We start from the raw sequence: 13,645 nt of genomic DNA, 5'->3' as shown, positions 1-13,645 counted from the left end.
ATAATCAGAAATATATGTATAGCCTTTTGTTTATTGTTATAATTAAATTAATTTTATGAAGCAAATAAAAGGGGATAAGACAATAAAAAACGCAAAAAGGGGACAAGAAATATAATGAATGAAGTACTCGAACTAAAAGAAGAACTACTACAAATTAAAAATAACAATTATGCTGTACCAGAAGACGTAGATGCATATCCATATGCGCAATGGATGCTAGATTATATCGGATCACCTGATGCTGAATTACGTGATGATTTAATTTATAGTACGCTTCACACATGGATTACAAATGATGTATTTAGACAAAAAGAGTTAAGAGGATTAATGTTACAAGCAATTAGTCCTGATTATTTATTTTATAAAATTGGTGAAAAGGGAACAGACTCTGTATTTAAACGTGCATTCTCCGTATTAATTCCACCACTTATTTTATCTGTTCATGAAAGAGAACCGTTGTTATCGGAAGAACAATTGTACAGTGTGGCAGAACAAGTGTTGGAATATGTATATTTAGAAGAAGATGTAAGGGGCTACGTAGAAGGAAAAGGCTGGGCACACTCTACTGCACATGCAGCAGATGCGCTCGATGCGTTAGCACGTACAATTCAAAATCGTGAGTTTTCATATGCGATTCTTGCGGCTGTTCGTCAGAAGGTTCGATTGAGTGATTACGTATATGTACACTTTGAGGATGAGAGATTAGTAAAGCCAATTATGTCGTTACATAACCAAAAGCTTTTAACTGAAGAAGAGTGGAGCAATTGGCTACATAGTATAGCAACTGTTGAGGACATCCGACATCCGCAGCATGCTATTTTAGTACAAAATATTAGATCGTTCTTAAGAAGTTTATATTTCAGAGTTTTAGAGACAGAGGGTAGTACAGCCTTTACAGATGATATATTGGAGACTTTGAAGGGTTTGCATAGGTATTAAAAATCCGTTTTTCTAAGAGAAAAGTACATAAAAACACTACATCCCAACCATACTAATAAAATGTGTTGGAGGTGAGTTTAATGGACAAAAAAGACTTTGAAAAAGTATATAATGATTATTTACATCAAGGGGAAGAGCAAGCTCAATTTGAAATAGCTCAGGAAGTTACTTCAGGAGCAGAACAAATTGTTGCTGTTCGTAAAAATGATGAAGGTGATTTAATTGCTTTTAAAACAAGTAGCGGGAGAGAGTTAGATTATATGACTGCTCTTAATGAAGCGAAATCAGGGAAGTTAGCTCATGTGGACGTATTTCATAAGTATGGCAGAGATATTATACGTAGTGAACCGGATGGAATAAAAGAAAATAACTTAGATAATTTACCTTCATTTTAAACGGGTAAACCTCAAGAAGAGAATGTTCATTTGGATATTCTCTTCTCTTCTTTTCTTTCTCTACAAATAGACGGTTCATTTCTACAGTGCAATCATACTTTTAAAGAGCGCTCTAAATTTCTCTTTATCTTCTGCTGTAAATGGTTTCGGTCCTTTTGTACGCTTACCACTTTTTCGAACCATTGCACTTAAATATCGTGTTTGTAACAATTGTTCAATGTTATCATTCGTATACTTATAGCCTTTATGGTGTAGTACGATACAGCCTTTTGCTAAAGCGAGCGAAGCAAGACCGTAATCTTGTGTTACGATTAAATCTTCTTTTTTTGCTAACTGCATAATTCGGTAATCAGCAGCATCTGCTCCGGAATCAACATATATTGTTTCCACACCTTTCGGCTGCTCTGCATTAGAATAATGAGAAAAACTAGTAACGAGTGTAACAGGAATTTCCGCATTCGTAGCTTCAAAAATAATTACATCTTTTACAGGACAAGCATCTGCATCAACGTAAATTTTCATTTTTATCACTCCTATAACTAGGTTCGTGTTGATAATAATGGTAGATTTAGGTTTTGTCAAACGAGAAAGCTTTATTTAAAGTTATTTTCACAAACCAAAATAGCCTCCCGCAAACGAGAAATACCTTCCTCAATTTGATTAATATTCACTTTTCCATAAGATAAGCGTATATAACCATCTTTTGCGCCGAAAATACTACCTGGCATAAAAGCAATTTCTTGTTTTAAACTTTGCATAATAAGTTGTTTTTCGTTTATCGGTTCTTTTAATTTTCCCCATATGTATATTCCACCGGTCGGATTTGAAAAAGAGATTTTATCATGAAGTTGCTCGTTTAAGGCGCGAACGATAACGTCTCTTTTTTCTGCTAGTTGTTTTCGTAACGGTACGATATGAGACTGAAATGGTACGGTTTCGAAAAATTGCTGCATAAGCCACTGCGGGAATATGCTCATACCTAATTCCATTTGGTGCCTTGCGTCGGATAACCTTTCTACTACAGACTGCGGGGCAACGAGCCAACCAACTCGTAAGCCTGGTGCAATCATTTTTGATAAAGAATGTACATAAATGACAGTTCCGTTTTCATCTATTGATTTCAAAGTAGGACAAGGTTGTTTCTTTTCTAGCGTCAGCAAACTAGATGGATCATCTTCAACGATTGCAATTCGTAAATCTGCGCAAAGTGATAATAGTTTTTTTCTACGGTTTGGATGAAGCATCGTCCCCGTAGGGTTTTGGAAATTTGGATTTAAAAAGATCATTTTAATGCGGTGCTTTCTGTATAGCTCTTGTACATCGTCTGGATTAATGCCGTGTTCATCGACAGGTAATGGGAAAATACGAATACCTGCTGATTGGAATAACGGCAAGGAATAACAGTGTGAAGGACTTTCGAAAGCAACAGCATCACCTGGATTTAATAAACATTGCACGATAAGGTGAAGTGCTTGCTGTGCGCCAGATGTAATCATAATGGATTGTTCAGTCGCCTCAACTTTTAAATATTCCTTCATATATTTTACGACCGCTTGTCTTAGCGGGAGATAGCCTTGCGGATGATCGTAACTTAATGAATGCGTTAAAGGTTGTTCACGTAAAATCGCTTGCAGTTGATCATGAGGATAGAGATTACAACCGAGTTCTCCGTTTGCAAAATCAATAATATTTTCATTTTGTTGTACTTCTGCCCGAATATGGCGAAGTAACGGTAAGTTTGGTAAAAACGTACCACCTTCTACGAAATTTCTCCAGTTGGGTGTTAATGTTGGAGAAACGCCCCACATATGTGTACTTACACGTGTACCTTTACCAGTGGTACTTTCTACAATTCCCATCGCACGAAGTTCATTATAAGCAGTCGTTACTGTACTTCTGTTTACATTTAATTGCGTAGCTAATTTCCGTTCTGAAGGTAGGAAGCTTCCTGGAGGAAGTTCTCCGTATGTAATGCGTTTTTCAATAAAGTCAACAACTTGCTGATAAATAGGGATTTTACTGTCACTATCTAGTTTCCATTCCATAAAAAACGCCTCCGTATCTCTTATATACATCAAGTATAGCAGATTGGCTGGGTAAAAAAACAGCCAATTGGACGGTGTTATATCCAGCCAATTTTACTATGCTAAATAGGGAAGGGGAGATTCGGATGAAACGATGGCAAATGGAATGGCTCCTAGTATCAGTTGCATTAGTATGGGGAGCAAATTATACAATAGGAAAGTATGGAGTGGCATTTATGTCATCCATTCAATTTAATAGTTTACGATTTTTAGTAGCATCACCGGTATTATTACTTATCACTTTTATGATGGAACGCTCATTACGTATTGAAAGAAAAGATTGGCTACGATTAGTAGCAGTCGGTATCGTTGGTACGACAATGTATCAAACGATGTTTATGTTATCTGTAAAATATACTTCAGCAACGAACGCCTCATTATTAATTGCAATGTCACCTATTTTTACAGGGATATTAGCAGTATTGCACAAACAAGAACGTTTTTCGATGAAAGTACAAATTGGTTCAATCGTAGCGTTTATTGGTGCAGCATTCGTTTTACTAACAGGACATACAGGAGGAACTACTTACGAATATGCGTGGCTCGGAAACATAATTGGATTAGTCGCAGCGATTGCGTGGGGATGGTATCCAATATTAGCGCAACCTCTTATAACAAAATATTCCGCAATGAGAGTCACATCATGGTCTACTTTAATTGGAATTGTACCTCTCGTTATATACTGTTTATTCAACGTAAACACATTAACGTGGCCAGTAGACATGCCAAGTTGGGGTTCACTAGCATATTCAATTATTTTTGCGACAATCTTTGGGCTAGCAATGTGGTATGTCGGTATTAGTCAAATAGGCTCAACGAAAGTAATGGTTTATATGTATCTTGTACCGTTGTTCGCAGTTATTTTTGCGGCAGTAACAATAGGGGAGCAAATCAATATGATGCAACTGGTTGGCGGACTTATTATCTTTGTGGGTCTATATGTTGTAAAAAAAGGTGGAATCAAAAAGCCAGCTCTCAATTTGAAAAAGGTAAGCTAACAGTAAAAATGATCTCTTTCATATAGAAGGAGATCATTTTTTGTTTCGTAATAAAAGCGCTTGTTCAACAGCCCATTTTTGATGATCATGAAGTAAATATTCTATAGCATGTAATGGAGACATCCACCGCAAAACATGATCTTCCTCACAGTTTTCAGTTTGTGTCTGCACCATGTTCGCAATATAAAAAAATCCATCGTTTAAATAATATGTATCTTCTTTTTCCGCATAAAAATATCGCATTGCATTACCGATATATTGATTAATTTCAATTGCCCATCCTAATTCCTCTAGTAGTTCACGATGTAAGCATTCATCTTTTGTTTCGGTACCTTCCATACCGCCACCAGGTAAAAAATAACGGTCTCCTTTTTGGATAATAGCAATGTTTGAAGAAGTTGAGTTAAAAATAATTGCATAACAACTAGGCCGTAATACATATTGCTCAGTAGGCTTTTTATAACCAAAAATAAGTTTAGATATCATAAAACACGTCACCTCTCTATAAAATACACAAAAGGAATAATAAGGTAAAAATAGAATTGTATAAGTATAATCTTACGAGATTGGAGTGATAACAAAATGATAAATCGAAAGTGTTCGCGCTGTAAAGAAATTACAGGTACATTGCACGGTGGTAAAAAAATTAAGGAAGAATTTCTATGTGAGGACTGTTTACAAAAAGGAATTGCGAGTGGAGAAATCGAATTATCACAAGTGGAAGAAAAACAAACTTCGTATCTTTCTATAAAAATATTCAAAATAATGAGTGTGATTTATTTAATAGGATCTATTTTAATGGCTTTTTCAACTGGTCCATTTATACCTAATATAGGATTTGATGAAATGTCCATTTCAGGGCCAGAATTAGGTTTAATAAGTATTGTTATGCTAGGTTCTTTATTCCAGTCTATTCTTGTATTTTGCGGGATATGGGTATTCATCCTATTAGTAGAAACAGTCATTAAAATTTATGAAAAAATGAAGTGAGTGAGAGGGAGAAACATATGCGAGTAAGAAACATCCAAGGGGAAGATTATGAAAAGATTCATTCCGTATTAAATGAATGGTGGGGCGGGAGAGATATGGCTAGTATGTTGCCGAAATTGTTCTTCGTCCATTTTCAGGAAACGAGTTTTATCATTGAAGAAGAGGGAGGAACGTTAGGTTTCTTATGCGGATTCTTCTCACAAACGCATAAAGAGGAAGCGTACGTTCATTTTATTGGAGTAAATCCGAAGTATAGAAGAAGAGGAATCGCATCGACATTGTATTCATATTTCTTTGATGTCGCTCGTGCAAATAATCGTAAAGTTGTAAAAGCAATTACGTCACCAACTAATAAAAAGTCGATACAGTTTCATCAAGAAATCGGTTTTCGAATTGAGACTGGGGATGATGAGGTAGAGGGTGTATCGGTACATACAAATTATGATGGGAATGGCGGGAGTAGAGTTTTATTTTTGAAACATGTGTAAAAGTAGGCTAGCACAAAGTTAGCCTTTTTGTTGTGAGGAGCTAAAAGTATGGAGAGTAAACAAAGTAGAAATGAATACTTACGACGCATTTATAAAGTGCAAGATTATATAGAATCAAACATAAATGATTCACTTTCAATTGAAGAGTTAGCGGATGTAGCAGGATTTTCAAAGTTTCATTTTCATCGGATTTTTAAGGGGATAGTAAACGAGTCATTATCACGGTATGTAAACCGATTGAAGTTAGAAAGGGCAACACATCTACTTACATATCGGACAGATATGACGATTACAGATATTGCGTATCACTTCGGATTCACAGATTCAGCAGTTTTTTCCCGAACATTTAAAAGTCATTACGGTGTAAGTCCGTCTCAATATCGAAACGATAATAGCAAGAATTGCAAAGACGTAAGGGGAATTTCTCAATACAATGAATGTAAGAAGGTTCGAGGAAATGTTGAAATTGTAACAGCGGACGATATAAACGTCGCATACATAAGACATATCGGTACATATGAGGAGTTAACTATAGCTTTTCCAGAAATGATAGAAAAACTATTTCATTACGCAGCTAAGCAAAACTATCATGTATTTGATGATACGAAAGTATTAACCATTTACCACGATCATCATGAATTTACTGAGGAATATCATTTAAGAACAAGTTTATGTGTAACAATTTCAGATGAATCCACAGTAGAAACGAACGACGTTGGAATAATGGTAATACCTTCTGGAAAGTATGCAGTAGGACATTTTGAAATATGCCAAGATGAATATAAAGGAGCATGGGATTTCTTATACGGTGAATGGCTGCCAAATAGCGGATATAAACCGAGAGACTTGTATCCTTTTGAAGTATATAGAAATGATCCAAAGCAGCACCCGGAAAATAAACATATAGTTGATATATATGTACCTATCGAACCTTTTTAATTATAGGTTAAAGGGGAAGGAATAATGAAAACTGCTGAAAAGTTAGATCAAATTATACAAGAAGAATATAAAAATATGAATGGCATGTTAGTAGTGCGGAAAGGTAATGTTATTTTTGAAAAATATTATAACGATTCCGGTCCAGATGATGCATTTCACATAGCGTCAGTCACAAAAACGATAATCTCTGCGCTAATTGGAATATGTATAGATAAGGGCTATATAAAAAGTGTTGATCAAAAAGTAATAGAGTTTTTCCCTGAATATAAAGTAAAGTCATCTGAAGTAACAGTGCGACACCTACTTACAATGACAGCTCCATACCCTTTTGTAGACTGGCAGGAACCGTTAGAAGAATTATGTACACAACCAGACTGGGTACAGTATACACTTCATAGAATGGGGAACGGTGGAGAGATTGGAGCTTTTAAATATTCATCTGCAGGAGCGCATGTACTATCAGCAATGATTACGAATGCAACAGGGAAAAGTGCACGTGAATTTGCGAATGAGTACTTATTTCAACCACTCGGCATGAGCGAAATTCCAAACTACAATATGAAAGCATTTGGATTCGATGACTTATTCGGAAAAGATGTAAAAGGATGGGTTCACGATCCAAATGGTATTTCGACGGGCGGCTGGGGAGTAACGTTAACGGTTAGGGATATGGCTAAGTTTGGACAGATGTATTTGAATGAAGGTATTCATAATGGAAAACAAATACTATCAAAATCATGGATAAAAGAATCGACAGAAATGAACGAAAATCAATATGGTTATTTATGGTGGTTACGAGAAGAAGATGGAATCTTTTCATACTGTGCAATGGGTGATGGGGGGAATATGATTTGTTGTATTCCAGAGAAGGAATTGGTGGTGGTGATGGCTTCTGAAGTTGTGCCAGAAGCAAATGATAGATGGAGATTAATCAAAGAGTATATACTTTTAACAGAGTAATGGTGAGCTTGTAGAAAAATTTAAACGCTCCCCGTAACTTTCCTCAATAAAAAATCGTTAAACATTAGGAAGGGTTATTAATCACGAATGGGGGAGAACCATGAAAATTCTAATTCTAGGCGGTACACGATTTTTAGGAAGAGCATTTGTAGATGAGGCTTTACAGAGAGGGCATGAAATTACGTTATTTAACCGAGGAACAAACAAAGAAATTTTTTCTAAGGTGGAGCAGTTAATCGGTGATAGAAATAACGATGTATCAAGTTTAAAAAATCGAAAGTGGGATGTTGTCATAGACACGTGTGGATTTTCTCCGCATCACATTAGAAATGTTGGAGAAGTACTTAAAGATAATATTGAACACTATATATTCATCTCAAGCCTTTCCGTATATAAAGATTGGATTCCGCATGACATAAAAGAAGACTATATATTACAACCTGAACCGACGGATGATCAAATAAAGGCTGTAGAGAATGGTGAAGTTTCACCTTATGAGTATTATGGTGCACTGAAAGTATTATGCGAAAAAGAAGCAGAGAAGTATTGGCCGGGGCGTGTGTTACATGCAAGAGCAGGTCTTCTTTCAGGAATGTTTGATTATACAGATCGACTTCCATACTGGATTCAGCGTGTAGCAAAGGGTGGGAAAGTATTAGTACCAGGAAGAAAAATTCGTCCCGTGCAATTAGTTGATATAAAAGATGTCGCGAGATGGGGGCTAAATATGGCAGAACATCATAAAGCAGGAACATTTAATATAACAGGTCCGAATGATGAATTGACGATGGAAGAGCTATTAAATACGTGTAAAAAGGTTACGAATAGCGATGCTGAATTTGTTTGGGTAGACGAAGCGTTTATGAGTGAACATAATGTGCAGCCTTGGACAGAAATGCCTTTGTGGATTCCAGAAACTTTCCCATTAGATGGTGAGACGAAGCCGTGGAGAGGCGGGTTTTCTATTTGTATCGAAAGTGCGGTTAATGAAGGGCTTACTTTTAGAAGAATAGAAGAGACAGTTACAGATGTGTATGAGTGGATGGAGAGTACGGAAGAATGGGAATTAAAAGCAGGTATTTCAGGCGAGAGGGAGAAGGAATTGTTAGAAAGATGGTATCAATAAATTTAGCGGAGTTCTTTGAATATGCTTGATTGCACATAAGGAGGAAAAGGTGATGTGGAAAGACACCATTCACAGTATCTCATCAAATTTAAGCTTGAAAAACCCAGCTACGAAGGATGAACTTACTGATATACAAAAATGTTTACATGTGGAGTTACCGAATGATTTATATCAATTATTACAGGAAACAAACGGTATAGAAGGTGAATACGGTGACTTTATATGGTCTGCTTCAAAAATTAAAACTGAAAATATGAGTATGAGAAATATAGTTGATTTTAAGGATTTATACATGCCTTTTGACTGTTTATTATTTTTTGCTGATGGGGGAAATGGTGATTTGTTTGGCTATTCCATTTTGAATGGAAAAGTACAAAGAGATGACATATATGTATGGAACCATGAAAATGATAGTAGAACGTGGGTTGCTCCTTCTTTAAAGACTTTTATGGAGTGGTGGGAGAGTGGAAAGATGATAATTTAAATATAGTATCAAAAAAAGTGCCTTGTTACTAAAGAAACAAGGCATTTTTTCACGAATAATTAATCTACCACTCAATCGGTTCTTCCCCGTACATCTCCCATAGCTTAGGAAACATCTTTTTTAAACCTTCTTCATCGTCTTCATCCCAATCTAACTCGATATCAACTTCCTCAAACTCTTCATTTGTTAAGACATGGTATAGTGTAAAGTATGTATCATCTTCATCCCCAGTCTTCTCCATGTAAACTTCTTGCCCGAAATATAGAGTAAGTTCTTCAATCTCTGGGACGTCATACTCACTCAAATTTTCTAATACAGGAATTAATCGTTCTGGATCTTCAATACAAGCTTCGTATGTCTCTTTTCCTTGATATAATAACCATCCGCGGAAGTAATCGAAAGTATCATCTGAACAGCCACCCATAATAATATAGGCTGCTGCCCATAAACGGGAGGTATAGGAGTCTTTCAAAAGGCGATGCATATGCGTATCAAAAGCTACAATTTCATGTACTGTACGTTTAGCAAGGTGAGAAGTAAGCCATTCTATTTGTTCTTCTTGGTCCTCACCTTTCGTTTTTGCACGATGAAGTAGCTCCCAAAATTCTTCTTCGGTTATCGTTTTTTCTTTTATGTAATCTTCCCCAGGCAACGGGTCTGTATATCCTTTTTTACGTTTGGAAGCAACTAGTTTATTAGCTTCTTTCATACATTCTTCTTCTGTTTCAAACTCTTTCGCTTTCACACTGCCAGCTGTGCCAATTTTTCCGTAAAACACAACATAGTCTTTTTCTTTCACAACGATTTTCCAAAACTTATTTGATTTCTCAGTTTGCTGGATTAATAACGTTTCCATCCGTACCCCCATAATGTTTTCTAGTGTGCAATATGATTGTAACATATGTATATACACTTGTAATGATGAAAAATAATAGTTTAGAAAATTCAAAAACCATTGAATGGAGTGGATAAATTTAGTAACCTTATTTGTACAGTAATTACATAATTGTTTTGTAATAATTCGATATTTATATAAGGGGGCGTTACGGATGGATCTTACGTTTAAAGTTGAGGAAACATGTTTTAATTACCGCGTTGGAGCAATTTGTAAACATGATAATAAAATACTCATTCTGCAAGGTGACGGTGAAGGTTTTTGGTATGTACCCGGCGGTAGAGTAAAAATGCTAGAGAATAGTGAAGATGCATTAAAACGAGAGCTTGCGGAAGAGATAGGTGTTCCTATTAAAAGGAAAAGGTTAATATGGTCAGTAGAAAATTTCTTTACACTTTCTGAGCGAAAGTTTCATGAAATTAGTTTTTATTATGAAGTAGAGCTACATGAGTTACCTGCGAGTGGAGCGGATCAATATATTTTGGAAGAAGAGGGTAGAACGTATTTGTTTAGATGGGTGCCAGTAGAAGAACTGCATACATATAACTTACAGCCTGCATTTATAAAAGAGAAAGTAAAGGATGTATCAGTTCACACAGAACATATCGTATTACAAAAGTAAATGTATTCGGAGGGGAAAATGGTGAAGGGAACTAAAAAAGAGGTACATATAAATGACAAAGTAATTTATTACACACATATCGAAAAAGGTTCTAGTACCGTTTGCTTTATGTTTTCAGGTTCAGGATACAATTATGATAAGCCGTTATTTTATTACGCGACGATGTTAATGCTTGAACATAAAATAGATGTTGTACATATTCATTATTCTTATGATGGACAATTAATGAATAAACCAATGGAAGAAGTAACGAAAGTAATGATGGATGATATTAATCCGGTAATAAATGAAGTATTAAAAGATGAGCAATACAACGAGACTATGTTTTTAGGGAAGTCACTCGGAACAATTCCGATTGCAAATGATTTAATGAGGAGAGAAGAATTCGCGCAGTCAAAAATGATACTATTTACACCTTTACTGACGTTTGATACAATTTTTGATTCTATCTTACATAGTCGACACGAAGGGTTTTTAGTTATTGGGGATAAAGATCACCAATACAATGCAGGTCAAATTGATCAGTTATATAAAACGAATTTACAGATTGAAGTTGTCAAAAATGTAAATCATTCTGTAAATGTTGGGGGATATGAAACGGAAAATTCAATTGAGGCTATAGCGAAAATAATAGGAAAACTTAAAGAAGTTGTTAGGACAAACTAACCTATTAATACATGCAAAAGAGGTGCGAATTGCACCTCTTTTACTTTAATAAGCCTTCAAAACATGAAGTAAATAATCCTTACGATTCAGCGGATTATAATCAACACGTTTTCGAGTAGGGAAGGGAGCCATAAGTTTTGTGAAACCAGCTGGCTTCGTTGTAAATATGCCTTCTCCTTCTGTAAATGAATGTAGTATTCGTTTGAAACTCTCTGTTTTCGCAACAGGTAATGATCCTGTTAACTGATAAGAATTGTTATTGAATATAGGCTCTGCAAAAGTTGCTGGAACGGCAGCAAGCTTATACATTGCAGTACTAATTGCGTGCTCCGGTACAGTTAATTCAAATTCATTTACTGGTTCATATACATATGTTTCAGCTTGCTTTAAAGCATCCATTAATACGATCGGTGTTAAATTTCTAAAGTCACTCGCTGTTGTAACAGGACTAGCATAACCAGTATGTGTTAACGTGACGATAATATCTGTAACTTCCCATCCATATAATCCTTGTTTTAACGTTTGAAATACTGTATCTTCAATCGCTTTATGAAATGCTAAAGGCAATGAACCAAGCTCAACACCTAATTTATACGTTATGCCAGAGTTAAGTTCACCACGTTCAATTTTAAAACCAATTGTTGCGTAAAATGGATTCGCTTTTTCACCCATGACTTCAACGGAATTCCCAATGCCAATTGGCTTTTCAATACATACAACTCGCGTATTTGAGAAAGTAACCTGTAAGTTATATTTATCATAAAGTGTTGTTTCGATAACCTCTTTTTGTACTTCACCGAAAAGGCGAATATAAAGTTCATTATGAACATCATCTTTCCACACTTTAATGAGTGGATCTTCTTCACAGAGTTCCATAAGTGCAGCGTATAAATCATGAATTCGCTCTTTAGGTACCGCATCAATCGCTGCTTCCATTTGTGGTTCGGCAAAGTGAATATCTTTTATATAATCCGTACGTTCACCGATAATATCACCAATTTTTATATCATTCAGTCCCCACACTTTGCAAAATTCTCCGCTAGGAACGATAGTAGATTGAACAGCATTTCCGCTATGAAACATACACATTTTTTTAATCTTTTCTTTATGTGGTAGAGACTCGTCGCGCTGTATATCAACATATTTTCTAACATGTAAGCTACCTGAAAAAACTCTTATATAAGCAACCTTTTCTCCAGAAGGTTCACGTTCAATTTTAAAAACAACACCGGATAATGGTTCCTCTTGTGCCGATGTAAGAGCTGGCATTAGGGCCGGAAGTTTTTCAAGTATTTCAGTTACTCCTATACCTGTCATTGCTGAACCGAAAAAGATTGGATACACATTTGCTTGCTGTATTTGCTGTTCTAGTTTTTCTCTTAATAGTGCGTCCGGTATTATTTCGTTATTTACATATGATTCAAGTAACGATTCATTAAATGGTGCTAACAGTTCCATACAATCGTCATATGATTTGTATTCAATGATCCGGGCTTCTTTCGTTCCTTCGTTTAGAACAGAATAGAAGGGGAATGCTTCATTTGAAAGAACCTCTTTTATTTGTTTCATAACTTTTTCAGTGTTTGCGCCACTACGATCAATTTTATTAACGAATAAAATAGTCGGTATGTTTAGTTTCTGTAATGTTCGCATTAAAATTTTTGTTTGTGCTTGCACACCTTCAACGGCAGAGATAACTAAAATCGCACCGTCTAGAACGCGGAATGATCGCTCCACTTCAGCGATAAAATCAGCGTGTCCAGGTGTATCAATGACATTTACTTTTACATCATCAATAAAGAAAGAAACGACAGATGCTTTAATCGTAATGCCGCGTTGTCTTTCTAATTCCATTGAGTCAGTTTGTGTATTACCACTATCTACTCGGCCAATTTCTTTAATCACATTCGTTTCATAAAGAATACGCTCAGTCAAACTCGTCTTGCCAGCGTCTACGTGCGCGACAATCCCTATATTTATTGTTGTCATTTATGAATATCCTCATTTCATTTTCCATTTTCATTTCCTCATTTCTATTTGTGTATTGCCGCATTATCAA

The 13,645-nt window shown here is 35.7% G+C and carries 16 protein-coding genes; 11 read left to right on the top strand and 5 right to left on the bottom strand.

All coding sequences use genetic code 11. The features are described 5' to 3' along the window. Positions 1-114: 114 nt before the first annotated feature. On the top strand, positions 115-939 hold the full coding sequence (locus DN399_RS14965) for a DUF2785 domain-containing protein (protein ID WP_006926031.1): 825 nt from the start codon (positions 115-117) through the stop codon (positions 937-939). An 80-nt stretch (positions 940-1,019) separates the two neighbouring features. Next, positions 1,020-1,334, top strand: a complete 315-nt coding sequence (locus DN399_RS14960) for a DUF3892 domain-containing protein (RefSeq protein ID WP_000358161.1) — start codon at positions 1,020-1,022, stop codon at positions 1,332-1,334. Positions 1,335-1,415: 81 nt separating this feature from the next. On the opposite strand, the gene DN399_RS14955 is transcribed toward DN399_RS14960, so the two are convergent. Beyond that, positions 1,416-1,856, bottom strand: a complete 441-nt coding sequence (locus DN399_RS14955; protein ID WP_000708761.1) for a YaiI/YqxD family protein — start codon at positions 1,854-1,856, stop codon at positions 1,416-1,418. A 71-nt stretch (positions 1,857-1,927) separates the two neighbouring features. Then, on the bottom strand, positions 1,928-3,379 hold the full coding sequence (gene pdxR / locus DN399_RS14950) for a MocR-like pyridoxine biosynthesis transcription factor PdxR (RefSeq protein WP_149149747.1): 1,452 nt from the start codon (positions 3,377-3,379) through the stop codon (positions 1,928-1,930). 125 nt (positions 3,380-3,504) lie between these two features. Between pdxR and DN399_RS14945 the strand changes: the two genes are divergently transcribed. Then, the gene (locus tag DN399_RS14945) at positions 3,505-4,416 is read left to right on the top strand and encodes a DMT family transporter (RefSeq protein WP_149149746.1); all 912 of its coding nucleotides are present in this window, start codon (positions 3,505-3,507) and stop codon (positions 4,414-4,416) included. A gap of 33 nt (positions 4,417-4,449) precedes the next feature. Here DN399_RS14945 and DN399_RS14940 read toward each other — a convergent pair whose 3' ends face one another. Continuing rightward, a complete protein-coding gene (locus DN399_RS14940) occupies positions 4,450-4,902 on the bottom strand; it encodes an NUDIX hydrolase (RefSeq protein WP_074047552.1) in 453 nt (150 codons plus the stop codon). 96 nt (positions 4,903-4,998) lie between these two features. Here DN399_RS14940 and DN399_RS14935 point away from each other — a divergent pair, with 96 nt between their 5' ends. The 6 genes from DN399_RS14935 (at position 4,999) to DN399_RS14910 (ending at position 9,403) form a co-directional block, all read left to right on the top strand. Next, complete coding sequence (locus DN399_RS14935) at positions 4,999-5,406, top strand: DUF3980 domain-containing protein (protein WP_149149745.1); 408 nt, start codon at positions 4,999-5,001, stop codon at positions 5,404-5,406. Positions 5,407-5,423: 17 nt separating this feature from the next. Further along, on the top strand, positions 5,424-5,894 hold the full coding sequence (locus DN399_RS14930; RefSeq protein WP_149149744.1) for a GNAT family N-acetyltransferase: 471 nt from the start codon (positions 5,424-5,426) through the stop codon (positions 5,892-5,894). 48 nt (positions 5,895-5,942) lie between these two features. Continuing rightward, positions 5,943-6,833, top strand: coding sequence for an AraC family transcriptional regulator (locus DN399_RS14925; RefSeq protein ID WP_149149743.1), 891 nt, complete (start codon positions 5,943-5,945; stop codon positions 6,831-6,833). Between the two features lie 24 nt (positions 6,834-6,857). Next, positions 6,858-7,793, top strand: a complete 936-nt coding sequence (locus DN399_RS14920; RefSeq protein WP_149149742.1) for a serine hydrolase domain-containing protein — start codon at positions 6,858-6,860, stop codon at positions 7,791-7,793. 100 nt (positions 7,794-7,893) lie between these two features. Further along, positions 7,894-8,919 carry an SDR family oxidoreductase gene (locus DN399_RS14915; protein ID WP_149149741.1) on the top strand — a complete coding sequence of 342 codons (1,026 nt, stop codon included), beginning with the start codon at positions 7,894-7,896 and terminating at the stop codon, positions 8,917-8,919. 52 nt (positions 8,920-8,971) lie between these two features. Next, positions 8,972-9,403: an SMI1/KNR4 family protein gene (locus tag DN399_RS14910; protein WP_000265342.1), complete on the top strand. Its 432-nt coding sequence runs from the start codon at positions 8,972-8,974 to the stop codon at positions 9,401-9,403. Between the two features lie 64 nt (positions 9,404-9,467). Here DN399_RS14910 and DN399_RS14905 read toward each other — a convergent pair whose 3' ends face one another. After that, complete coding sequence (locus DN399_RS14905) at positions 9,468-10,259, bottom strand: DUF4240 domain-containing protein (protein WP_000449119.1); 792 nt, start codon at positions 10,257-10,259, stop codon at positions 9,468-9,470. Between the two features lie 193 nt (positions 10,260-10,452). Here DN399_RS14905 and DN399_RS14900 point away from each other — a divergent pair, with 193 nt between their 5' ends. Both DN399_RS14900 and DN399_RS14895 read left to right on the top strand, forming a co-directional pair. Continuing rightward, on the top strand, positions 10,453-10,920 hold the full coding sequence (locus DN399_RS14900; protein WP_149149740.1) for an NUDIX hydrolase: 468 nt from the start codon (positions 10,453-10,455) through the stop codon (positions 10,918-10,920). Then, positions 10,921-11,586: an alpha/beta hydrolase gene (locus tag DN399_RS14895; RefSeq protein ID WP_121868300.1), complete on the top strand. Its 666-nt coding sequence runs from the start codon at positions 10,921-10,923 to the stop codon at positions 11,584-11,586. A 45-nt stretch (positions 11,587-11,631) separates the two neighbouring features. Here DN399_RS14895 and DN399_RS14890 read toward each other — a convergent pair whose 3' ends face one another. Beyond that, entirely contained in the window at positions 11,632-13,575 is a 1,944-nt protein-coding gene (locus DN399_RS14890) for an elongation factor G (protein WP_149149739.1), read from the bottom strand. Positions 13,576-13,645 lie beyond the last annotated feature (70 nt).

Source organism: Bacillus sp. AR4-2, assembly GCF_008274865.1.
GTDB classification, from domain to species: Bacteria; Bacillota; Bacilli; order Bacillales; family Bacillaceae_G; genus Bacillus_A; species Bacillus_A cereus.
Note: the sequence above shows the minus strand (reverse complement) of the source record. Positions and strands in the feature narration are given on the sequence as shown.